The 23,741-nt window shown below is 46.6% G+C and carries 18 protein-coding genes; 15 read left to right on the forward strand and 3 right to left on the reverse strand.

All coding sequences use genetic code 11. The annotated features are described in order from the left end of the window. Positions 1-6 precede the first annotated feature (6 nt). The 9 genes from M3636_RS03470 to glsA all read left to right on the forward strand — a co-directional run bounded on the left by M3636_RS03470 (position 7) and on the right by glsA (position 11,258). Positions 7-1,815, forward strand: coding sequence for a DAK2 domain-containing protein (locus M3636_RS03470; protein ID WP_251381283.1), 1,809 nt, complete (start codon positions 7-9; stop codon positions 1,813-1,815). A gap of 30 nt (positions 1,816-1,845) precedes the next feature. Next, the gene (locus tag M3636_RS03475) at positions 1,846-2,709 is read left to right on the forward strand and encodes a DegV family protein (protein ID WP_251381284.1); all 864 of its coding nucleotides are present in this window, start codon (positions 1,846-1,848) and stop codon (positions 2,707-2,709) included. A gap of 10 nt (positions 2,710-2,719) precedes the next feature. Continuing rightward, positions 2,720-4,765, forward strand: a complete 2,046-nt coding sequence (gene recG, locus M3636_RS03480; protein WP_251381285.1) for an ATP-dependent DNA helicase RecG — start codon at positions 2,720-2,722, stop codon at positions 4,763-4,765. A 288-nt stretch (positions 4,766-5,053) separates the two neighbouring features. Beyond that, positions 5,054-5,341 carry a stage VI sporulation protein F gene (locus M3636_RS03485; protein ID WP_128102701.1) on the forward strand — a complete coding sequence of 96 codons (288 nt, stop codon included), beginning with the start codon at positions 5,054-5,056 and terminating at the stop codon, positions 5,339-5,341. A 317-nt stretch (positions 5,342-5,658) separates the two neighbouring features. Then, positions 5,659-7,302: a sensor histidine kinase gene (locus M3636_RS03490; protein WP_128104517.1), complete on the forward strand. Its 1,644-nt coding sequence runs from the start codon at positions 5,659-5,661 to the stop codon at positions 7,300-7,302. Between the two features lie 15 nt (positions 7,303-7,317). Further along, positions 7,318-8,145, forward strand: a complete 828-nt coding sequence (locus M3636_RS03495) for a LytR/AlgR family response regulator transcription factor (protein WP_128102700.1) — start codon at positions 7,318-7,320, stop codon at positions 8,143-8,145. Between the two features lie 120 nt (positions 8,146-8,265). Then, complete coding sequence (locus M3636_RS03500) at positions 8,266-9,561, forward strand: L-lactate MFS transporter (RefSeq protein ID WP_128102699.1); 1,296 nt, start codon at positions 8,266-8,268, stop codon at positions 9,559-9,561. 183 nt (positions 9,562-9,744) lie between these two features. After that, positions 9,745-10,227 carry a GNAT family N-acetyltransferase gene (locus M3636_RS03505; protein WP_128102698.1) on the forward strand — a complete coding sequence of 161 codons (483 nt, stop codon included), beginning with the start codon at positions 9,745-9,747 and terminating at the stop codon, positions 10,225-10,227. Positions 10,228-10,316: 89 nt separating this feature from the next. Then, positions 10,317-11,258, forward strand: coding sequence for a glutaminase A (gene glsA, locus M3636_RS03510; RefSeq protein WP_145408435.1), 942 nt, complete (start codon positions 10,317-10,319; stop codon positions 11,256-11,258). A 281-nt stretch (positions 11,259-11,539) separates the two neighbouring features. Here glsA and M3636_RS03515 read toward each other — a convergent pair whose 3' ends face one another. Further along, positions 11,540-11,881 carry a YolD-like family protein gene (locus tag M3636_RS03515; protein WP_128102696.1) on the reverse strand — a complete coding sequence of 114 codons (342 nt, stop codon included), beginning with the start codon at positions 11,879-11,881 and terminating at the stop codon, positions 11,540-11,542. Next, positions 11,878-13,122, reverse strand: coding sequence for a DNA polymerase IV (locus M3636_RS03520; protein WP_251381286.1), 1,245 nt, complete (start codon positions 13,120-13,122; stop codon positions 11,878-11,880). Before M3636_RS03520 ends, M3636_RS03515 begins: the two co-directional genes overlap by 4 nt. An 859-nt stretch (positions 13,123-13,981) precedes the next feature. Here M3636_RS03520 and M3636_RS03525 point away from each other — a divergent pair. From M3636_RS03525 to M3636_RS03550, 6 genes are all read left to right on the forward strand, one after another. Then, complete coding sequence (locus M3636_RS03525; protein WP_128102695.1) at positions 13,982-16,207, forward strand: hypothetical protein; 2,226 nt, start codon at positions 13,982-13,984, stop codon at positions 16,205-16,207. 210 nt (positions 16,208-16,417) lie between these two features. Beyond that, on the forward strand, positions 16,418-17,626 hold the full coding sequence (locus M3636_RS03530; RefSeq protein ID WP_128102694.1) for a HEAT repeat domain-containing protein: 1,209 nt from the start codon (positions 16,418-16,420) through the stop codon (positions 17,624-17,626). A 22-nt stretch (positions 17,627-17,648) separates the two neighbouring features. Continuing rightward, positions 17,649-19,049, forward strand: a complete 1,401-nt coding sequence (locus M3636_RS03535) for a glycosyltransferase family 2 protein (protein WP_174715303.1) — start codon at positions 17,649-17,651, stop codon at positions 19,047-19,049. A gap of 31 nt (positions 19,050-19,080) precedes the next feature. Next, positions 19,081-19,884, forward strand: a complete 804-nt coding sequence (locus tag M3636_RS03540; protein WP_128102693.1) for a response regulator transcription factor — start codon at positions 19,081-19,083, stop codon at positions 19,882-19,884. 93 nt (positions 19,885-19,977) lie between these two features. Then, positions 19,978-21,345 (forward strand): nucleotide sugar dehydrogenase, encoded by a 1,368-nt coding sequence (locus tag M3636_RS03545; protein WP_128102692.1) that lies wholly within the window; start codon positions 19,978-19,980, stop codon positions 21,343-21,345. Between the two features lie 32 nt (positions 21,346-21,377). Further along, positions 21,378-22,277, forward strand: a complete 900-nt coding sequence (locus M3636_RS03550; protein WP_251381287.1) for a hypothetical protein — start codon at positions 21,378-21,380, stop codon at positions 22,275-22,277. Positions 22,278-22,543: 266 nt separating this feature from the next. Here M3636_RS03550 and M3636_RS03555 read toward each other — a convergent pair whose 3' ends face one another. Next, entirely contained in the window at positions 22,544-23,416 is an 873-nt protein-coding gene (locus M3636_RS03555; RefSeq protein ID WP_128102690.1) for a helix-turn-helix transcriptional regulator, read from the reverse strand. Positions 23,417-23,741: the final 325 nt, after the last annotated feature.

Below are 23,741 nucleotides of genomic sequence, written 5' to 3' on the forward strand. Positions count from 1 at the left end.
TCTCACTTGAGTATACGTTCTTTAAATGGAACAGATTTCACCGCAATGGTACTTGCCGGAGCGGAACAACTTGGGCAGCATGCAGAGCACGTCAATTCCCTGAATGTGTTCCCTGTGCCAGATGGCGACACGGGAACGAACATGAATTTGACAATGAGTGCAGGAGTCGCTGAGATTAAACGCAAGAGCTCCGCCTCAATCGGAGAAGCTGCTGGTATTTTATCGAAAGGCTTGCTTATGGGTGCTCGCGGCAATTCAGGAGTTATTTTATCGCAATTGTTCCGAGGATTCAGCCGTTCTGCTGCGCCTTATGAGGAACTGAATACAATCCAATTTGCGGCAGCCCTCCAGAACGGTGTGGATGCAGCATACAAAGCAGTGGTAAAGCCTGTAGAAGGCACCATTCTGACCGTAGCTAAGGAAGCTGCTAAGCATGCGAACTATTACGCTAGACGGACGAATGATATCACTGAATTAATGAATGAAGTATTGTTAAAAGCAAAAGAAGCACTGGCGATGACTCCAGAATTGCTGCCTGTACTGAAACAGGTAGGGGTTGTGGATTCAGGTGGTCAGGGGCTTGTATATATTTACGAAGGCTTCATGGAAGTTCTGTTGCAGCAAGATGGAGGAAGTCTGACGACTTTGCCAAAAGAAGTTTCACCTTCGGTGGCGTCTTCTGCTCTCAAACCTGCTGCGAAGCCGGAAGTAACACCTGCGAAGCCTATACAACAGGTTATCGCGCCAGAGATGCCTTTATCGGCACAAGCAAGACTTGTTACGGAAGATATTGAATTCCTGTACGATATGGAATTTTTCATTAACCGTCAGCTTGGCGACAACGCAGGAGTAACATTCGATGAGGAAGTTTTCGAGAAAGCGTTATCAGTGAACGGAGACTCCATTATCATTATTGCCGATGATGAAGTCATCAAAGTGCATGTGCATTCCAAGACGCCTGGCGATGTACTGAACCTGGCTCTACGCTATGGTGAAATTACGCAGATTCACATTCTGAACATGCGTGAGCAGCATAGAGATCTGCTTACTGCAGGTATGGATATCGCTCCTTCGCCTGAACTGTTTGCGGAGATTCCACCAGAAGCGTCGCGTGGTCTCGAGGAAGCTGTACCACCTGCGGATGAGATGGCACCGTATGGATTTATCGCTGTATCTTCAGGTGAAGGTATTGCTGAGATTTTCCGTAGCCTTGGTGTGGATGTCGTTTTGTCTGGTGGTCAGACAATGAATCCGAGCACGGAGGATTTTGTGAAAGCGGTGCGTTCAATCGCAGCGGAACAGATTTTTATTTTGCCGAACAATTCTAATATCGTACTTGCTGCAGAGCAGGCACGTGAATTGCTGGAGGACGAACGCCGTATTACTGTAATTCCAAGTAAGACCATTCCACAAGGCATGGCTGCTGCTTTTGCGTTCCAGGAAGATGAATCGGCAGAGGTGAACCGGGATCAGATGCTAGATGCTCTTTCACGAGTGCAATCGGGTCAAGTGACCCATGCGGTGAGAGATACCCAATATGATGAACTGGATATTAAGGAAGGTCATTATATTGGGATTCACAACTCCAAAATTGTGGCTACGGACGAAGATCTGTTGCAGGCATGCCAAGGTTTGCTTACACGCATGTTAGAGAGTGGAGACGAGGTTGTTACCCTGCTCGAAGGGGAAGAGGCGTCTTCTGAGGTTACAACTGCGCTGGTTGCATGGCTCGAAGAGCAGTATCCAGATGCTGAAGTAGAGGTACATGCTGGAGGACAGCCAGTTTATTATTACTTGTTCTCTGTAGAGTCTTAGTGTTCACCTAGCCAAGAAGGAGGGGATCTAGTGAGCCATAAGGTTGCGATCGTAACGGATAGTACAGCAGATATACCGGAAGAACTGATTCGCAAGTATGGGATTCATGTTGTGCCGTTGCGTGTATTGTTTGGTGAAGAAACGTATGCTGACGGAGTTGAACTGACCCCAGAGGAGTTTTATACGAAACTTGGAAAGGCTGCGACATTGCCAACGACGTCACAACCTTCTCCAACCGAGTTCATGAACGTATATCAGTCATTGCTGGATGAGGATCCGGAACGTGCCATCGTATCCATTCACTTGTCGTCTGGCATGAGTGGCACTTATCAATCAGCTCTGCTTGGCAAGTCTCTGTTAGAGCGTGAAGGTGACATTACGGTGCTGGACTCCAAGTCGGCATCTTATGGATATGGGTTGCTGGTGGTGCAGGCCGCTGAACTAGCCTTACAAGGCAAGTCGGCAGCCGACATCGCTAGTGCTGTAGAAGGTATGCACCGAACGCGTAAGCTGTTCTTTCTTGTGGATACGCTGGAGTATCTACAGAAAGGCGGTCGGATTGGCAAAGCGGCAGCGATTTTTGGAACCCTTTTGAATATTAAGCCGATTCTATCTATTGATGAAGAAGGCATTATCTATGCCGTAGAGAAGGTTAGAGGTCAAAAAAAGGCCATGGCTCGCATCATTGAGCTGTTTCAGCAGGATTTCGCGGGTAAACGCGTGAATGTGGCAATCGGCCACACCGCAGATCCCGGATCAGCTATTGCTTGTGCAGAGCAGTTACGTGGGCATTTTACACTGAATGAGGTAGTGTATACCAACATTGGCGCTGTCATCGGTAGCCATGTCGGTCCTGGTGTAATTGCGATCTTTATGTGGCCTGTTCCGGAATGAGGGATTAGACATGAAATGGGATGAAATATCCGTAAAACAAATCAACGGCGTGAGTGCTCTCAAAGAGGGAGAGCTTCACGCCTTTGGCATCTCTACTGTAAAAGATTTATTAGAATATTATCCGTTTAGATATGAGGATTATCGTCTGCGTTCTCTCAGTGAAGTGAAGGATGGAGACAAGATCACGGTTCAGGGCCAAATTATGGGCATTCCTGTGTTACAAAGATACGGTAAGAAATCACGGCTTACGTGTAAGGTGATGACCGAGGAGTGGATGATTACAGCTACGTGGTTTAATCGACATTTCCTGAAAGATCAGCTAACGCCTAACCGTGAGATTGTCATCACTGGCAAATGGGAACAAAAGCGCATGCAGATGACGGTATCCGATTCCGAATTTCCCGATAAAGGGGGAGGACGTTCAGGTACACTTCAGCCTGTATATTCAGTAACAGGTAAGATCACACAATCGTGGATGCGCAAAACCATTCAGCAAGGGCTTGTGCAATTTGGTGAGTTAGTTCCTGAAATTTTGCCGCGGAGCTTGTTAAATAAATACAGTCTCATGCCTCGTAAACAAGCGATTAATGGAATTCATCATCCCCAGGATAACCAGGAAGGCCAGCAGGCAAGACAACGGATGGTGTATGAGGAACTCTTCTTATTCCAACTTAAAATGCAGGCCTATCGAGCCCTTAATCGAGATCGCATGGATGGGGTCGTGCATACGACGGATAATACGACGATTCGTGAATTTGTACGCAGTTTGCCGTTTGAACTGACAGATGCTCAGAAGAAGGTAGAGCTTGAAATTTTGCATGATATGCGCTCGCCTTATTCGATGAACCGCCTGCTTCAGGGAGATGTAGGTTCAGGCAAAACTGTCATTGCGGCGATTGCTCTCTATACTACGGTGCGCTCTGGGTTTCAGGGGGCTCTAATGGTGCCTACAGAGATTCTGGCAGAGCAGCATATGAGATCATTGCAAAAGCTGTTCGAACCATTCGGTGTGACCGTTGGCCTGCTGACAGGTAGTGTGAATGGCCGCAAACGGAAAGATCTGATTGCTTCCTTACAAATGGGCATGATTGATATTGTAGTAGGGACGCATGCTCTGATTCAGGAGGATGTATTCTTCCGTGATTTAGGACTGGTGGTTACCGATGAGCAGCATCGTTTCGGTGTGAATCAGCGTAGTGTTCTCCGTCGTAAAGGGTATAACCCGGATGTGTTGACGATGACAGCTACGCCGATTCCTAGGACACTGGCGATTACAGCTTTTGGAGATATTGAAGTATCTACGATCTCAGAGCGACCTAAAGGGCGTATCCCGATCTCCACCTACTGGGTGAAGCATGACAAGATGGAGCGGGTACTGGGCTTTATATCCCGAGAAGTGGATCAAGGGCGGCAAGCCTATCTGATCTGTCCGCTCATTGAAGAATCGGAAAAACTGGACGTTCAGAATGCGATTGATCTGCATGTGCAGATGCAGCAGAATTTCCCGAACTATCGTGTGGGCTTGCTTCATGGACGAATGACGGCGACTGAAAAAGAAGAAATGATGCGTGACTTCTACAGTAACGATATTCAGCTTCTCGTTTCCACGACGGTCATCGAGGTAGGGGTGGACGTACCTAACGCTACGCTTATGGTGATCATGGATGCGGATCGTTTTGGATTGTCACAGCTCCACCAGCTTCGGGGCCGGGTTGGCCGCGGGGCGCATGCTTCCTACTGTGTGCTTATTGCTGATCCAAAATCAGAAGTTGGACAAGAACGCATGAAGGTTATGACGGAAACAGATGACGGTTTTGAGGTTTCTAGGCGTGACTTAGATCTACGCGGTCCTGGTGATTTCTTCGGCACCAAGCAGAGTGGATTGCCCGAGTTTCGATTGGCCGATATGGTTGCTGACTTTGCAGTATTGGAGCAGGCCAGAGATGACGTCTCCAGTTTAATTACAGACGCAAACTTCTGGACATCCATCGACTACGCACCACTGCGTGAGTATTTACAGGGGCAGCAAGTGTTTCAAGGCGACCTCATCGATTAACTTTAAAGGATGTTCAAAAAGTCAACTTTTGATTACGAAAGATGCCAAGCGGCATCATCAGCGGCGAAGCTGGGACTCAGCCGAAATGTCCGTTGCTCACGTAGCTTGATCTACGCTCCGCTACTCCATTTCTAGCTTCGTCCCATCTTCTTGGTACTGAAAAGCGGACTTTATCGAATAGATGATAAAGTCCGGTTTTCGTATTTCCTTAGGAAAAAGGTCAAGTGTACAAGCCCTCCTGTCATATGAATAAGAAGTGAGTTCATTATTCAGGAGGTGCTAAGTCCGTTGGGTTATCAACAATATGGAATTAGTCCGCAGTTAGTGGAGCGGATCAAAAAAAAGATGAAAAATCCTGCTGTAAAAGAGCGTATCAAAAAACTAATCGATGGTGTAACAAAGTCGGATCTCCAGGATCGTGCAAAGGTGAGAAGACTTGTGAAATCTTCAGCAGTCATTATGAATGAGAGCTTTTCGCCTGCTCAAGAGGAGCAATTTGTAGCCTTTGTGATCGCGCAGAAGATTGACCCGAATAATACGTTCCATCTGATTAAGCTATGGGGAATGTTTAGGTGAGGTATTCGATGCGATGTTGGGTTTATCACATCGGACGATGATGAGTATTGAGGGGTTGTCCTATTTGTCATGAACATGACGAGGGACAGCCCTTTCGTATTATTAGGACAACCAGAGATGTAATCATATTTACTTTTTATGTCTAAGTGAATCTATCTGGTGTTTTTTTAGGGATGACTTTGCTTTCCTGTGGGGGTAGCGGTAAACTGTTGCATACGAGCATGGTGAGCAGGTTCTACACAGTGGAGCTTGAACTAACAGAGTTACGCTAATGTCTAACAGATATGGAGGAAGTTCGATTGTCTGAAATGTTTATTATGTTGCTTGGTTTGTTTGAACGGGCGGCATTGTTAATTATCTTTTTATTCTTTTTGTCCAGAGTTCCCCGGTTTAGGCAGATCCTGCAGAAGGGCAAATTAAGGTGGCAGGAATATGTAGCAGTTACACTACTGTTCTGTGCTTTTGCTATCTTCGGGACATATACGGGAATTAATGTAGAGGGTTCTCTTGTCAATGTACGAATCATCGCTGTGTTATCTGGTGGTATTTTGTTTGGCGCACCTGTGGGGATCATTACGGGGATTGTATCTGGAGTACACCGTTATTTGATTGATATGGACGGAGTAACGGCTGTTCCTTGTCTCATCACAAGTATTATCGCAGGTCTCGTATCTGGTTACATTCACAAGTACACCCCTAAGTCCAAACGCTGGATTATCGGGATCGCCGCTGGAATGATCTGTGAAGCACTTACGATGTTACTTATTTTGTTGTACTCCTATCCAGACCCACTGGGGGCAGATATCGTTTCTCAGATTGCACTGCCGATGATTTTAGGTGAGATGAATATCGGGTTGATTGTGCTTCTGGTGCAGAGTGTTGAAGGGGAAAAAGAAATGATCGCAGCTCGTCAGGCGAAGCTCGCATTAGATATTGCCAACAAAACGCTGCCGTATTTCCGTTCCATTGACGAAGATTCTCTTCGTACCATCTGCCGAATTATTCAGGAGGATATCCAGGCAGATGCAGTAGCCATTACCGATACACGAAATGTACTCGCTTATGTGGGATTTGGTGAAGAACGGTATCATATCGGAAATGAGATTATTAGTGAGATGACGAAGAAAACGATCTCCAGCGGTGAGATTACCATTAGTAATGATGTGATCGATGAGAAAACGCCAGATATTCACTCCCTGCTCATTATTCCGCTAGAAGAGCGGGGCGAAGTGACAGGTGCGCTCAAAATTTATTATCGAAAAGCGTACAAGATTACGTATCCTTTGCAAACGATGGCGGTAGGGCTATCACAGATTATTTCCACGCAGATGGAGGTATCCCGTGTTGAGGAGATTAAGGCTGCTGCGAACAAAGCAGAGCTTAGAGCTCTGCAGACGACCATCCATCCTCATTTTCTGTTTAATGCGTTAAATGCTATTGCCTCCTCCATTCGTACCAAGCCTGATCGAGCAAGAGAGTTAATTGTGAATTTGTCAGGATATATGCGCTATAATCTGGAGCTGTCAGACGAACTGATCGATATTCATAAGGAACTAGAGCAGGTTCGTAATTATGTGGAAATCGAAAAGGCCCGCTTCGGTAGTAGGCTGCAAGTGATCTATGAGATTGATGAGGTCGCTGTGCATATTCCAAGTCTGGTGATTCAGCCGCTTGTTGAAAATGCCATTATCCACGGCATTCTTAAAGGGAAAGGCCCGGGGACGGTTCGTATTCGAGTACAGGATTATCCTGATTTTGTGCGAGTGGGTGTCAGCGATACAGGGGCAGGTATCCGTCCAGATATTATTGAGAAGGTGTACCATGATCGAATGCCCGGGAATCAGATCGGATTATATAACGTACACCGCCGTGTGAAGCTTATTTATGGACAAGGCTTAACCATTACTCGGCTGGAACAAGGAACAGATATTTTATTTGATGTGCCCAAAGGAGATGCATAACAAGGTGATTGGTCGATGAGAGCCCTTATTGTTGAAGATGAGATCCTCGCGAGTGAGGAATTGAATTATTTAATTCAGGAGCACAGCCAGATTGAAGTCGTTGCTTGCCTTGAAGATGGACTGGATGTGCTGAAGTTTCTGCAAGAGCAGGAAGTTGACGTTATTTTTCTGGATATTAATATTCCTTCGTTAGACGGTATGACGCTGGCGCATCATATTGGAAAATTTGCCCGTAAGCCTTACATCGTATTTACGACAGCGTACAAAGAACATGCAGCAGAGGCATTTGAGTTGGAAGCGTTGGACTATATATTGAAGCCGTATGACGAGAAACGCATTGCAGCCATGCTGCACAAGCTGGAATCGACATTCCGCCGGGATCAGGAGCAGGGTGAGCATGAACGTGGCATGAACGATAGATCCATTCTGCATACGGCTCTTGTTCATGACGATTCGTCTGTATCAAGCTCGGCATCTGGAACGCAACAGGTGAAGGAAGCGAACAGCCATGATGTGAGGCGGATTAACCTGTTACGGAACGACAACATCATTGTGACGGATACTACGGATATTTATTATGCGGAAGCACAGGAAAAGGTAACCAAGGTGTACACGAAAAATGGTGAATTTACGATGCCCGTTAGTATTACGGATTTCCATGGACGTTTACCACAAGAAACCTTCTTCCGCTGCCACCGTTCATACTTGGTGAATCTAGCCCAAATTCGTGAAATTGTGCCTTGGTTTAACAATACGTATCTGCTACGCCTGCGTGATCTGGAGGCAGAAGTGCCTGTAAGTCGTGGAAAGGTAAAAGAGTTCAGGCAGCTCATGCGCATTTAGAGGCATTTCATTCCCGCTCTGATGCAACTCATGCCAAAATCGGTGTAATGAATCCCCTTTCATGTATGATTAGCTTGTGAACGCATTCATGCATCTGACATCGGCAAAGGGGAGATCACGATGAAAGCAAACATTTCATCAGCACCTAATATGGCATCATCTACTGAATCTACATCCATTAATCGCTGGCTTATTGTACTTGGCACTATTATTGTACAGATGGGTCTAGGTACAATTTACACATGGAGCTTGTTCAACCAACCGCTCTCCGATCGATTCGGATGGGATGTTAGCTCTGTTGCGATTACTTTTTCAATAACGAGTTTTGCATTAGCATTTGCTACATTGTTTGCAGGACGTTTGCAGGAACGATGGGGTCTTCAGCGCCTGATCCGTATTGCAGGAATTCTGCTTGGGCTTGGACTTGTTCTTAGTTCTCAAGTTACTTCGTTAACACTGCTCTATCTTCTGGCTGGATTTGTGGTTGGATTTGCAGACGGTACTGCTTATATCACTTCATTGTCTAATCTGATTAAGTGGTTTCCCGAGCGCAAAGGTCTGATCTCAGGTATTTCGGTCGGAGCTTTTGGTACAGGCAGTCTTCTGTTCAAATATGTGAATTCCGCACTTATTAGTTCGGTAGGTCCTGCTCAGGCATTTATGTACTGGGGAATCATCGTACTCGTTCTGATTGTGGCAGGCTCGTTCTTGATCCGTGAAGCAGTTGTTCGTAATCAAGCTGCAGCCGGCAAAAAAGAGGGAGACCAACCATCGAATGTACGCCAGGATTATACGGTCAAAGAGATGCTGCGTACAAAAGAAGCCTACATGTTATTTGTTATTTTCTTCACGGCATGTATGAGTGGTTTGTACCTTATCGGAATTGTGAAAGACATCGGTGTTCAGCTCGCGGGTCTAAATGTAGCCACGGCTGCTAACGCGGTTGCTATGGTTGCCATATTTAATACGGCTGGCCGCATCATCCTAGGTGCATTGTCGGATAAAGTAGGACGGATGAAGGTCATCGCTGGAGCGTTGCTGGTGACGGCAGTAGCCGTGATGACACTGAGTTTGGTGCCGCTAAGTTTTGGAGTGTTCTTCGCCTGTGTGGCAGCCATTGCTTTTTGTTTTGGCGGGAATATCACAGTATTTCCAGCCATTGTGGCCGACTATTTTGGATTGAAAAATCAGAGCAAAAACTATGGTGTCATTTATCAAGGGTTTGGTTTTGGTGCACTTGCCGGATCATTTATCAGCGCATTGCTGGGCGGGTTCCATCTTACCTTCATCGTGATTGCCGTTCTCTGTACGATCTCCTTGTTGCTTGCATGTATCATTACACCTCCGGGGCAACAACGTCGTACACGTCAGCGTGAAGGAAAGCTGAGTCTTCATCCTTCATCCCGGGCAAGCTAATCTAGAACGGACATATATATTGGAATATGTAATGAGCCTGAGCGACCTCTAAAAGGTCGCTTTTTTTTTGCGGTTCGAACCTGAAGGTATGGGGGATGTGCATTGCATACTTTGCTTCTGGTATACTCTAGGGGAAATCAAAAGGGCAAGCCCTGATGTTAATTCAGAGGAGGTACGAATATAATGAATTTTATGAAATACACAGAGCCTGATTTTGCAGATTATTATGCGCTTGTCTCCAATAGTGAAGTGATGAAACAGATTACCGAACGTGCATTTCCTGAACAGGAAGCAAGAGAAGAATTCGGAAGCATGCTGGACTACAACCTCAACAATGATACCGGATTCTATCGGGTCTCTGGCAAGGAGGGAAACGGCATAGCTTACGCCAAACTAATTCCAGATGAGGCTAATCCAGATCGAGCGGAGATCGGATATATGATACTGCCTGAACATTGGGGACAAGGTCATGGGACTTCCATTGCCGCTCGGTTAATTATAAAGGCACAGGCTGCAGGCATTAGTAAGCTCTACGCCGTAATTGATCCCACGAATGCAGCTTCACGTCAAATACTGCTTAGACAGAACTTTGTTTCCACTTGGGTAGGCGATTATGACGGGTTACCCGGAGAGATACTCGAACTGAACTTACGAGCGAAACGCTAAGACGACGATAATATGGTAAAGGATTACCCACTCCGGGTAATCCTTTCTAATACCGTAAGATAATAAGCAGAGAGATGGAGGAGATGGAGATGAGCAATTCTACGATGGAGCGACTAAACTCACTACTGCCCGAATGGTTGGAAACGAGCCGTTTGCATACAGGGCAAGGTAAGGTGGCTTCCTATATTCCGGAGCTGGTCAAAGCTTCGCAGGATGAGCTTGGCATACATATCATGGACGCTGAGGGTAACCATGTATCAGCTGGCGATTGTGGTGTACCTTTTACGATGCAGAGTATTTCTAAAGTGTTCACCTTAATTCTCGCTTTGATGGATCATGGAGAAGAAGCTGTATTCTTTAATGTAGGAAAAGAACCGACCGGCGACGATTATGACTCCATGATCAAGCTCGAATTGGTTGAACCAGGTATTCCATTTAATCCACTGATTAACGCTGGTGCAATCACCGTATCCTCCCTAATTGCAGGCGATTGTAAGGAAGAAAAATCCCGACGTATCCTAGAGTTTTTCCGTAAGCTGGCAAACAATGAACGACTAAACTATAATGAGGCCGTATTTCAGTCTGAGTCCGAGAGCGGTCATCTAAACCGATCACTTGGATATTTCCTCAAGCACAACGGGGTGCTCAAGGATGATGTCGAAGATGTACTTGCGGTGTATTTCCGTCATTGCTCGATTGAGGTAACCTGTGCGGATCTCGCACGTATGTCATTGGTGCTTGCTTACAATGGGACAGACCCAATCACCGGAGAAGAGTTAATTCCACGTCGTTATGTACAGATTGCCAAAACATTTATGACCACCTGCGGAATGTACAATGCATCCGGTGAATTTGCTATCCAGGTTGGACTGCCTGCGAAGAGCGGTGTATCTGGAGGGATTTTGACGCTTGTGCCAGGTCAATTCGGTATAGGACTGGTAGGGCCGGCTTTAAATCGTAAAGGAAATAGTATTGCCGGAGTGCATCTGCTTGAACGTCTCTCTAAGGAATTCGACTGGAGCTTCTTCTAAAGAGGTTGTTTAAAACCGATCTTTTTGAACACGCACTAAAAATGCGAGATATACCCTTAAAATGACCTTTTGAATCACTTCTAGCTCCTTTTGCTTCTTTAGTATGAGAGGTGCTGCCGTCGGTATCGTTATTCTTAACACATGAATTGAGTCCATTCCATGTAGGAAAGCAGTCCTGTCCCATTTAATTTAGCTGCAACTATCCCCGCAGATTCGCAAACCTGACTTTGCGAGTGAATAGTTCCTATTGAGGATATAGACATGTGTATGTGGGAGATGTATTAGTCACTGGCTAGAGTGACATCTGTGATCAGATTCATCTGAATGTCCCGAGTCCCGTTATCCGTAAGTAGCTTAAGGGTGCGGGCGGGACGGTTCATTCGCAGCACCTGCCCGGTGATACGAATATCGTCATATTCGTGGAACAGCGTAATGGTAATGATATCTCCTAACACCATCGAATCGCTGAGTAAACGAGACATTTCCTCTGCCGCTTGACTATCCAGAGAAGGACGAGTGCGTGGAGCCAATTGCTCTTGATGAAGAATATAAGCTTCCCGGTGTTCAGGAAGCATCATGCGAGAAGATTCAAAGAGTCCGTTTTGCTGCAATTTTTTACTCATTTGTAATGACCTCCAATTTTATGAGAACGATCCTGTGCTTGGGCAGATGAGCATAGGGAAGAGGCCCGCATAATCGCGGTATCTCCGAATTTGCGTTTGATATCATCTGTGGCGCGTTCCAGTTCTCTTTTTCGTTCACGATCGTCGAACCAGGATAGCTGTATGTCGGAATCAGCGACCAGCCCGGTTAAGGATACGCTGATTCGGCGGATGGGTAATCCGTCCCAATGGCGTAAGAAGAGGGCGGCTGCAGCATCGTATACCTCATCCGTAATGTTCGTAGGTTCATTCACTTTCATTTGGCGCGAAAAGCCAGTAGGACGATCATAATCCTGTCCACGACATCCGACAGATACGACATTGCCCATCAGTGATTTGTCCCGTGCACGCCGGCTAACCAGCTCGGCTAGTTCAAGCAACACAACCTTGATGTCCTCCCAAGACTCATAGTCCCGAGGCAAAGTCATCTGATGCCCAATCCCCTTTTGCTGGTGGGCATATGTTCCCGGCTTCACCGGAGAATCGTCTATGCCACGAGCAATTCTCCACAACACCTCACCGTTTACGCCCCAACGATCTCGAAGTCGGGAGAGCGGAGTCTGAGCCAACTCACCAATCGTGTGAATGCCCATCTTATAGAGATGATTCGCCATACGAGAACCAACCATAAACATATCTCTGACTGGCTTCTGCCATAATGTTGTCTGTACGTCCTTACGGGGGATCGTGTAGATGCCTCCAGGGACTTTTTTGGCATATAGATCACAAGCCATTTTGCTGACGACCTTCGTGTCGCTAATACCAATACGGATGTATACGCCAGTCTCGTCCATGACTCTGGCTTGAATGCTCTTAGCGATCACTTCCGGACTGCCGAACAGATCAAGACTTCCGGTGACATCCAGAAACTGCTCGTCGATGCTATAGGGTTCAACAAGATCGGTATACGTCTGTAGAATGCTCGTAATGTGCAGGGAGACCCGAATGTACTCCGCCATTCTTGGGCGAATGACAACAACGTCCGGACATTTCGCTAAGGCTTCGCCTAGTCGCTCAGCAGTCGTAATGCCATAGGATTTGGCCAAAGGGCAGGCTGCCAGAATAATACCCGAACGGCGTGAGGGATCTCCGGCTACAACGAGTGGACGATCCTTGTATTCAGGGTGTGCAGATTTCTCTACGCTGGCATAGAACGACTGGCAATCGGCTAGCATAATGACGCGTGTGGCTTTGCGGGGCATAACAGTCTCTCCTTTGACTTCTCAATCCATAGGGTTTGAATCAAAATAGGTTCATTCTGATTGATTATTTTACAGTTTATTTACAGTATGGAACATGTGTTCTTGTTTTATAAGCATATCTGACAATTTAAAATGCGGCAAGCGGAATTATTTTGCAAATTGGACACAAATACGAAATAGCTTGGTGAAGAGCAGATTGTAGGAAATAAGATGTGGATTTTTACATTTAATGTTAGAGATCTGTGACCTCTGGGCGATGACCCCCTGTTCATTCGATGATTTGTAAAAGGGATATAAATGGGCACAGTCCTACAGTGCAGGACTGATGTCCTTTTTTGATTTTCTGCATTTTTCAGAAAAGCTTGATAGGACGCGGATTTTCACTGATGCGTTATCGGACTATAGTATCAATTTTGTAATCTTTATGGTTAATACTGTAAAAAAGGCCGCAACTTTAAAAAACAACCTGCGTTTAATGGGATAAGTGTCCAAGCACACTCAGAGGCTGTAATCCGCGTTGCATATAACAATAACAGGCATATACGTCCGTAGAGGAATGGAACGTAAATCCTCCGTTTACAGGGGGAAGATACAACGGTGAGCAGAGGATGAAGTTCCGAGGGACGGTGTACTAGTTGATGGTGCATTTTACGAATAATGGGCAGAATGTTGCAGTTTATGTTTGCTCCCATCAGCCTAGTTACAAATGCAGACGCTTAGCGCTATAGTGAGAACTACACCGCTGACAGCTCTATCCATTGCGGTCATCCCATGCGGAATATACCGCGTGTCTTCCTGTTTTGATCCATAACACAGGCATAAGACGGGATGCATACTAGAGAGGTGAGCAATCGAGAGCATGAGTAGACGAAGACGAAAACGCTGGATGCTAACGGTGCTGGCTGGAGCCGTAGTATTGACCGGAGGGATTTTTGCCGGCATGTACTATATGCAGCCCAAACTGGTCACCTATACAGCGCAGAATGGTACAGAAATGAAGTTTAAAACAGAGGGAGACCGGTTCATGGAGTACGGATCGGACGGTACGTGGAAGGAGATGTTCGTCAAAGGCGTCAATCTGGGCGCAACGTCACCAGGACACTACCCAGGAGAATTCCCGCTGACTAAAGAGGACTATCAGAGGTGGTTCCAGCAGATTCAGGATCTGGGCGCTAATGTAATCCGGGTATATACGGTTCACGAACCGATTTTTTACACAGCCTTGGTCGATTATAATCGCGGTAGGCAGCAGCCCTTATATTTTATACAGGGGATATGGTCGCCTGAGGAAGAGTTGATTGAGAAGCAGGATGCTTATCTCGACCATATCGAACAAACGTTTAAACAGGAAATTGAAAAAGCAGTATCTGCTGTCTATGGGGATGCAGACATTCCTGATAAACCGGGAGCTTCTAGCGGGAAGTATAAGGCGAATGCAGGGAAATATCTGATGGCGTGGCATGTAGGAACCGAGTGGGATCCTATGATGGTGGATAACACGAATAAGACACATCCTGATGTGCCGCAGTACAAGGGAGTTCATTTTTCGGGAACCCCAGATGCTTCACCATTTGAGAATTGGTTGGCCGAATTGCTGGACTACACCGCTGTATTAGAGAAAGAGTACGGTTGGGAGCATCCAATGACGTTTACGAATTGGGTGACGACCGATGTACTCGACCATCCAGGTGAACCATTGTATGAAGAGGATCTGGTCAGTGTGGATGCCCGTCATATTGAGTCTAAGGACTGGCAAGGAGGATATTTTGCAGCGTATCATGTGTATCCTTATTATCCTGACTTGTTCCACATCGATAAGACGCTTCAAACGATCAAGGATGCCAATGGAGAGTACAACACGTACAAAAGCTACCTACGCAAGCTCAAAGCCGAGTTTTCCGATATGCCTGTAATGATTACAGAGTACGGTGTACCTTCCTCGCTTGGTATTTCTCATCTGGGCATGGGAGGAAGGAATCAGGGAGGGCATAACGAGGCAGAGCAAGGTGAGATCGACGCTTCCCTGACTCAAGATATCTACGATGAAGGGTATGCAGGAGCGATCTTGTTCATGTGGCAGGACGAATGGTTCAAGAAAACCTGGAACACGATGCCACTCGAAATTCCAGCAGACCGACGTGCGTATTGGTTAAACGTGCTGACCAACGAGAAGATGTTTGGTTTGCTCGCGATGGATCCTGGGAAACAGGAGCAGTTGACCATTGATGGCAGCTTGGATGATTGGGAGCAGCTGAAGGATGATGAGGTAACGGTCTGGCAGGGGAAAGTGGAGGGCATTCAGGAGATGAAGCTGACGCATGACGAAGCTTACCTGTACATCGGCATGACCTTAGATCAGCCATTTGACCCGGATCAGACGGTGCTGCACATTGGTACAGATACACTTGCAGGAGGTAATCAGCCTGGCGAGCGACTTCCTGATCGAACGATCAGTGATGGACTCGAAACGGTAATCACGTTGGGGCAGGATGCTGAATCTCAAGTGGAGATCGCCAAGGATTACGATTTTAATCGTCGTTTGTATGGCAAGGATGGCTATGATATGTTGCCTGAGGATTCAGCGGATTCAGCTAATCCATTCCAGCCGTGGAACCTGGCGGTAAGCCTGAGGATGACACCGCCGGATACCAGATCGGCTCACCCATTTATGAACGAAAAGGTGGGGGCGCTGAAGCGAGGAACTACAGCGGCAGGGCAGTCTGATACAGATTCGTTAACAGCCTGGCAGTATAACGGAAATCAGGTGGAGATGCGAATCCCTTGGATGTTACTTGGGTTCGGTGATCCAAGCTCACTACAGGTCATCAGCTATGGAGCACTTCAGGAAGGACGACAGTTCCAAACTGAAACCGTAGAGGGCGTTACACTGGTTCCTTGGTTGATGGAGCGATCTACTGGTAAGGTATCATGGCCAGGAGGCGAAGCGAACACACTGGACTTGAAGACATTGCCTATGTACAAGTGGCAGCCTTGGGAGCAGGTAGAGTACAGCGAACGTTTGAAGCTAAGTTATGAGGAAATGAAGAAACGTTTTGAACTAATACCTAGTTTTCAGACCGAATAAATCAATATAAGGAGGTTGTTCAAAAAGTCCGCTTTTGATTACGAAGGATGCGTAAGCGGCATCTCAGCATCGAATATGGGATTCAGCCGAAATGTCCGTTGCTCACGTAGCTTAATCTACGCTCTGCTACTCCATTTCTATCTTCATCCCATCTTCTTGGTACTGAAAACCGACCTTTTTGAACACGCACTATAAGGAGGACTTTTTCACATGTTTCCCAATTTGGCACTGGCTTATCTATTTCTATATATCTGTATAGCGCTTGTTGTTGTGGGCGTAATCCTGCTGTTTGCCATGAAAATGTCCCACAATGGCAAACAGCGCAAGATGGAGTGGTACGAATCCAAACAGCGGGACTACTTTACGTACTTGCAAACTGCACTGACGGAGAATCGTGAACTGAAGCTGCCACCAGGCAAGCTTGCTCCGTTAGAGCGCAGAGTCATCCAGAATAAGTTGATTGAATGGATCGATCAGTTCAAGGGAGAGTACCGCGACAAATTAATTGCCTTGTGCCGTGAGTCAGGGTTTGTAGAGCATGATCTGAAAGAACTGGGCAGATTGCGTTACGGTCGTCAGATCGATGCGGCGTATCGCTTAGGGGGCATGCGTTGTCCAGAGGCTGTTCCGGGGCTGATGGAATTGCTGAAGGATGAGAAGCCTGGTCCGATGGCCATCATGATTGCTCGCTCGATTGCGAGAAGCACGGTTCGTCAAGGGGAGTTAAAGGAAATGCTTGAGGTGTTGTTAACCAAAGGCAAATCCATTCATCACCTAGCCGCAGATATTCTGCTTGAAACAAGCATGGATACGAGTAAGCTGTTGATTGAATTATTGGAGGACCGTAATCCCGATTTTGTAAAAGTAGGACTTGTAGCCATGTGGGGACAGGCTGTTCCAGAAGTGATGCCTGCTCTTCACAGACTGGTAGGCGCAGAGCAGCAGGATGTGCGTGCTGAGGCAGTGAAGCTGTACCTTAGTGCAAGTCCTGCACTACGAGATGAGACGATTTTGAAATTAATGCAGGATGCAGATCCCGAGGTACGTGCCGAAGTCGCACAAGCGCTGGGCTCCAAGCATGCATCAGGCAGTATCCCGTTACTTCGCAAAGCGCTGCGAGATGAAGATTGGGGAGTGCGATATAACAGTGCCGAAAGTCTGGCGAAGCTGGGCGAGCCTGGATTCGAAGCATTGTGCCAAGCTGCTGTACAGGGTACAAATGTTGAGCGTGAAATCGCGATGCAGCAGATTGAGAGCACGATGCAACACACGGGAACAGATCATAAAGCTGTTGAACAGATGATCGCACATAACAAAAAAAGGCTGCTCTATGATCGGTATTTTGGCTCACCAATAGACCATCGCACAAGCAAGAAACGTACAGGTGTGGCAACGGTAGGAGGGGATTACACTGCTTAGAGATCTATTATTAATCTACGGTATGGTGGCTATATATTATGTGGTTTTTGTTAACACACTATATTTCTCCATCTTAGCCCTTTCATTCCGCAACATATGGACGATATTCCGGCGTTCGCACTATTCCAAATACAATACGTTGTCAGGCTCGGAACTGGTGCCCTCGGTCTCCTTGCTGGTACCGGCATACAATGAGGAACTGACGATTATTGAAAATGTAAACTGTCTCATGACGCTGAATTATCCAACGTATGAGGTTATCGTGGTTAACGATGGTTCCAGTGACAACACGTTGAAGGTGTTGCTGCAAGAGTACAATCTTAAGCCCATGACCAATACGAAAATGCATGGCAAAATTGCATGTAAAAACATACGGGGCATTTATCATAATCCAGAATTCCCGGATCTGTATTTGATCGATAAGGAGAACGGTGGTAAGGCGGATTCACTTAATGCAGGTATTAATCTGTCTCACTACCCTCTTATTTCTTCGATCGATGCCGATTCGCTTCTGGAGAAAGATGCCTTGATCCGTATGGCACGCATGTACATGGAGAACCCGGAAGAGACGGTAGCGATTGGTGGCGATGTTCGTATAGCCAATGGCTGTAAGATCGAAAACGGAGCCGTGCAGGATGTATCGCTTCCTCGCAAAATGTGGCCAATGTTCCAGTCTATTGAGTACCTCAAAGCCTTTCTCGGCGGACGAATTGGCTGGAGCCACATGAATGGTTTGATTATCGTATCAGGTGCTTTCGGTATGTTCCGTAAGGATGCAGTTATTGCTGTCGGAGGCTACCGGGACGGTTATCCTGGGGAGGACATGAACATTATTATCAAGCTTCACCGCTATATGCTGGAAAATAAATTGAAGTATCGCGTGGCCTTCTGTCCTGAAGCGGTATGTTGGACACAAGCTCCCGATTCCTACCGGATCTTGTCCAGTCAGCGCAAGCGTTGGGGACGGGGAAATCTGAAGAACATGCTCGAGAACCGTGGCATGCTGTTCAACCCGAAATACAAAGTAATGGGCATGGTGACGATGCCATACAATGTCATTTTTGAAGCACTCAACCCGTATTTCCGGATTACCGGACTTCTGGCACTCGCCGGATACGTGCTGATGGATATGACGCAGTGGCCGATTCTCGTGTTGTTCGGATTGTTGAACTTTGTGAGTGGTTATCTGCTGAGTGTAGGCGCGCTAGTGCTGGAGGAAATTGCATTTAAGCGTTACAACAAGCTATCTGATTTGGTCAAAATGCTGGTATTCTCTGCCTTGAAATTTGTAGGTTACCATCAGCTCGGTGTGCTCTGGAGATTGCAGGGTCACGTTCAGTTTATGCAAAACAACAATTCATGGGGCACGATGACACGCCAGAGCTGGTCAGAAGAAGAAAAGGGTACAAGCGAAGCTGCTTGATCATAACTGAAGGAGAAGGGTGGAAAAGAACATGCCAAATACGGCAACATTGCAGCGTGAGACTGCGGTCAATGTGTATCGAAGTGTAGAGCAAGGGTTGAAGGAAACGGGTGCCGGAACATGCGGTTTAATGTTCATCCACTGTGCAGGGAATATTCAGCCAGAGCAGCAGATCCGAACACATTTGGAACAGACGCATGATTATGATTTTCAGTTGTGGAAGGATGGAGCTACGCAGACGATTGCGGTTCTATTGCCGAGATTAACCTTGGATGAGATTCACTATGCAGGACTTCGGATCAAGCATGAGCTGCAGGAAACGGTACCTGGTGCCGATCCACAGATTACACTGGCTAGCTTCACGGATAAGGATCGTCCTTCGCAGGCGACCATTCAGCATATGGCTGAATCCTCGAAGCTGGTAGATTCATCTGAGATTCATATCTATACGCTGGACAAGACATCAACAGATCCGGAACGTATTTTGATTGTAGATAATGATCCAACCGTGCGTGAGTTTCTGCAATTGCGATTGAAGATGCAAGGCTACGAAACGTATGAAGCTGTAGATGGTCTGGCTGCACTGGAGCTTATCGAGAAAGTGACACCGGATCTGGTACTGACTGAATTGAACCTGTATGGCATTGACGGCTTGCCGTTCATCCATCATATCCAGAAGTTAGAGATAGAGCAGCCGCCCAAAATCGTCGTTCTGACGGAGCAGCGTGTGGAGCAAACGATCAGCCAATGCTTCCGTAGCGGGGTTGATGATTATATGACCAAACCGTTCTCACCTGTAGAGCTGGATGCTCGTATTCGGCGGTGCCTGCACTAAATAGTTGTGAATTTATGCAAATGCCAAAGAGATAACGATAGACAAAAAGAACAAATATCACACAAAATCAAAATCATTGTTGGAGGGACTATCATGCATAATCAACATTTCCACTCATTATTAAATGCGATTGAAAATAAAGAAGCGGTACTCGGCGTAGTTGGGCTCGGTTATGTAGGGCTTCCACTTGCTGTAGAAATGGTCAATCAAGGCTTCACGGTCATCGGAATTGATCTCGATGCTTCTAAGGTAGAGAGTATCTATCATGGGGATTCATATATTCATGACATTTCCTCTGAGGAATTGAAAAAAGTGATGGAGACGGGTCGTTTCCAACCAACGACAGATTATAGTATGCTGCGTGTCATCGATGCGTTGAGCATCTGTGTGCCAACACCGCTGAGCGAGAACCAAGATCCGGATACATCGTACATTGAGACGGTAGTTGATCAGATTAAACTGCACATGAAACCAGGTATGCTGATTACGCTGGAAAGCACAACCTATCCGGGAACTACGGAAGAACTGATTCAACAGAAGCTGGACAAAATCGGACATGAAGCAGGCAAAGACTACTTCCTCTGCTTCTCGCCAGAGCGGGTTGACCCGTCCAACGGACGATTCACTACGTTTAATACGCCTAAGGTTATTGGAGGCACCACCGAAGCTTGCCTTAAGCTAGGAACGGCGTTGTATGGTAAATATGTGCAAACGGTTGTACCTGTATCTTCACCAAAAGTAGCGGAGATGTCCAAACTGCTTGAAAATACATTCCGCAGCGTGAATATCGCCTTCGTGAATGAAATGGCGATGATGTGTGATCGCATGGGCATCGACATCTGGGAAGTCATTGATGCAGCTGCAACCAAACCGTTTGGCTTCATGCCATTCTATCCGGGTCCAGGCATCGGTGGTCACTGCATTCCGCTGGATCCAATGTATCTGTCATGGAAAGCAAAAGGTTTCCGTTTCTACAGCAAATTCATTGAGTTGGCACAATCGACGAATGACAATATGCCATATTATGTTCTGAATAAAACGTCAACGATTCTGAACGAATACGCCAAGTCTGTTCGCAATTCCAATATATTGCTGCTTGGTATGTCCTACAAGCCGAATATTGCGGATCTGCGTGAGTCCCCAGGACTGGAAGTATACGAATTGTTTAAGGAAAGTGGAGCCAATGTAAGCTACTACGATCCGTATGCTGATTCATTCTTGGACAAACATGGCGAGACTGTACACAGCGAAGCATTCAATCTGGAACAGTTCAAATCATACGATTGCATCGTGCTGATTACCAATCATAAGGATCTTCCATATCGTGAAATTTCGGAGCTCGGTGTACCAATTCTTGATACACGTAATGCATTCCGCACATATACGCAGCCTCATATTTATAAGATTGGTCACTCGGTACAACACCCCGTGCTTGAACCAAGTGAAGCGTTGCTCGTCTGAGGAATCCAATGAAACGATGGAGGCAGGTTCCGGTGAAGGCAAAATGGGTACTTCTGGCGCTAATATTTTGCCTTCTGCTTCTGCCCTGGCTGCTCAAGTGGTTCTCTCATGAGGAACGCAAAGCGACTTGGCTGTGGGACGCTTCCATTATTGCAGAGCAGACACCGGAAATTATCTCATTTTCCAAAGAGCAGGGTGTGAATGTGATCTTCCTGCAAATACAGGATGAAGTATCCGATGATACGTACCGCAAATTTATCGCTGCTGCGAAGGTGGCGGAGATTGAGGTACACGCTCTGAACGGTCATGCGGATTGGGCTTATACGGAGAAACGGGAAGAAGGACTGGCTTTTATTGAGCGAGTGCGAGCATATAATGCAGCTTCCGCCAAGAATGAACGTTTTGAAGGTATCCAACTGGATGTCGAGCCGTATCAACTGAAACGGTGGGAGAATGAGGAGAGCCGTGTCATTGCAGAGTGGCAAGATAACATGAAGGCCTGGACGGAAGCGGGAGAGGATGCAGGATTGTACATGAGCGCTGCCATTCCGTTCTGGCTGGATGCCCGTCAGTCATCTGGGAATGAAGGCACGTTCAGTCACTGGGTCATTTCTCACTTCGATGCAGTAGCTATCATGGCGTATCGCGACAGTGGGCAGCAGATGTACGATCTGTCCAAGGAGGAACTGGACGAGGCGGACGAGCTAGGCAAGAAAGTTTGGATCGGAGCAGAGTTGGCCGATACGCATGAGGGCGATCACCTGACCTTTTTCCGTAAACCAATCAGCAATATGGATGAGGAAATGGAGAAGGTATTCAAACTTGGCTCCTCTCATTCTTCCTTTGCAGGTGTTGCCGTGCATCATTATGAAGCATGGTATGCGAAGAAGAACGGCATTCCGCTTGCGCGCAAGGATGATGAGCGGAAATAGGAATGACCGTTATGAGGATCGAGAATCAGTGGAACCTTACAACGCGCAGACGATATGAAATGAACAAGTGAAGTGAACAAGGAAGGCAAGTCCTGGGATAAAGGGGACTTGCCTTTCTTGTTGTTATGAGTGGTAAAAGATAATCGCAACAGATGCCATAGATGGTCAAGAGTTCATTCCTAGCCGGTTAAGTCGGCTTAGCGAAGACGAAGAGATCGGCATCATAGCATAGGCGGCTTAGAACGTAAGGTGGAATGTGCTCCGGTCTATTCTTTGCTGCTCTCCGTTGTCCGATAACGGTTGGGGGGCAGACCGACCTGTTTTTTGAACGCTTTGGAGAAGGAGAACAAGTCGGGGTAACCGACGGAATGAGCCACTTCAGTTAAGCTTAGCGGGGTCTGCACAAGTAAACGCTTAGCCTGATCCATTTTTAATTGCTGAATATACTGGACGGGAGAGAGACCGTACGCTCTGCGGAATTGTTTGGCAAAATGGGTTCGATCCACACCGGCATGAGCGGACACGCCTTCAACTGTAATGCCGCCAGCAAAATGGATATCCATATACTCCTTGCCCTTCTGGAGCCAGGGAGTGGCTGAGTCTGGCTGTAATCCTTTGGTCGCCGGAGAACGTGCAATTCGGTCAAATAGGCTTAGAAATCGAGTAAGTCGCCCTAGATCACTTGCTCCATCCTGCGGTTTGCGAACATCCTCCATAAATGCACGCATTGCACTAGCTGTCTCTGGTGTTAACACACCTGAACGATAAGGCGAGTCTGGAGTCAGACCGATCCGGGAGAGCAGTTCAGCCGCATGTGAGCCGTCAAAGGCGATAAATATTTTCTGCAATGTGTTCTCAGGGGTGGTCCAGTACTCGTGAGTGACATGCGGAAATAGACAGAACGCATCTCGTGCTCGCAAGGCATGATGTTGCCCATTCTGAATAAACGTACCTTCCCCCTCTAACACAAACAGCAAATAATGATAAGGTGTGGTGCGAGGGCCAATATGATAGTTGCTCTTGGCTAGATTGCGGCCGATACGAATCGGCCAGGCGCCACCGGCTTTCTCGAATTCAGATGGAGTGAAAAAAATAATATCCAAAAACTCGTGGTGGTCCTCCTTCATGCTCTCGGTCATCGGGAACACCTCTTTAATATATAAGTATTGTAGATACGATCGAAAAGGTTCACTTATAACCTATTATACAGGTGGGTTTTATACATATTCAAGATCAACAAGACCTAATTCTGAGAAAAGACCACAAAATGACAAAATAAAATTGCCGCGAAATGACATTGATCACAGACAAATCAATTGATATGATGTCCATACCTATTAAACCAAGTTAATTAATCGGTATTTGGAGCTTATGTACACCTAATAAATTTAATTTAAAGAATGACACGACAACGTAGGAGACAGAAAAGACCTGAAGAAGCGAAGCGTGCGCCTTTGTCACCGG

Origin of the sequence: Paenibacillus sp. MER 99-2, from assembly GCF_023714095.1 — a bacterium.
Taxonomy (GTDB): domain Bacteria; phylum Bacillota; class Bacilli; order Paenibacillales; family Paenibacillaceae; genus Paenibacillus.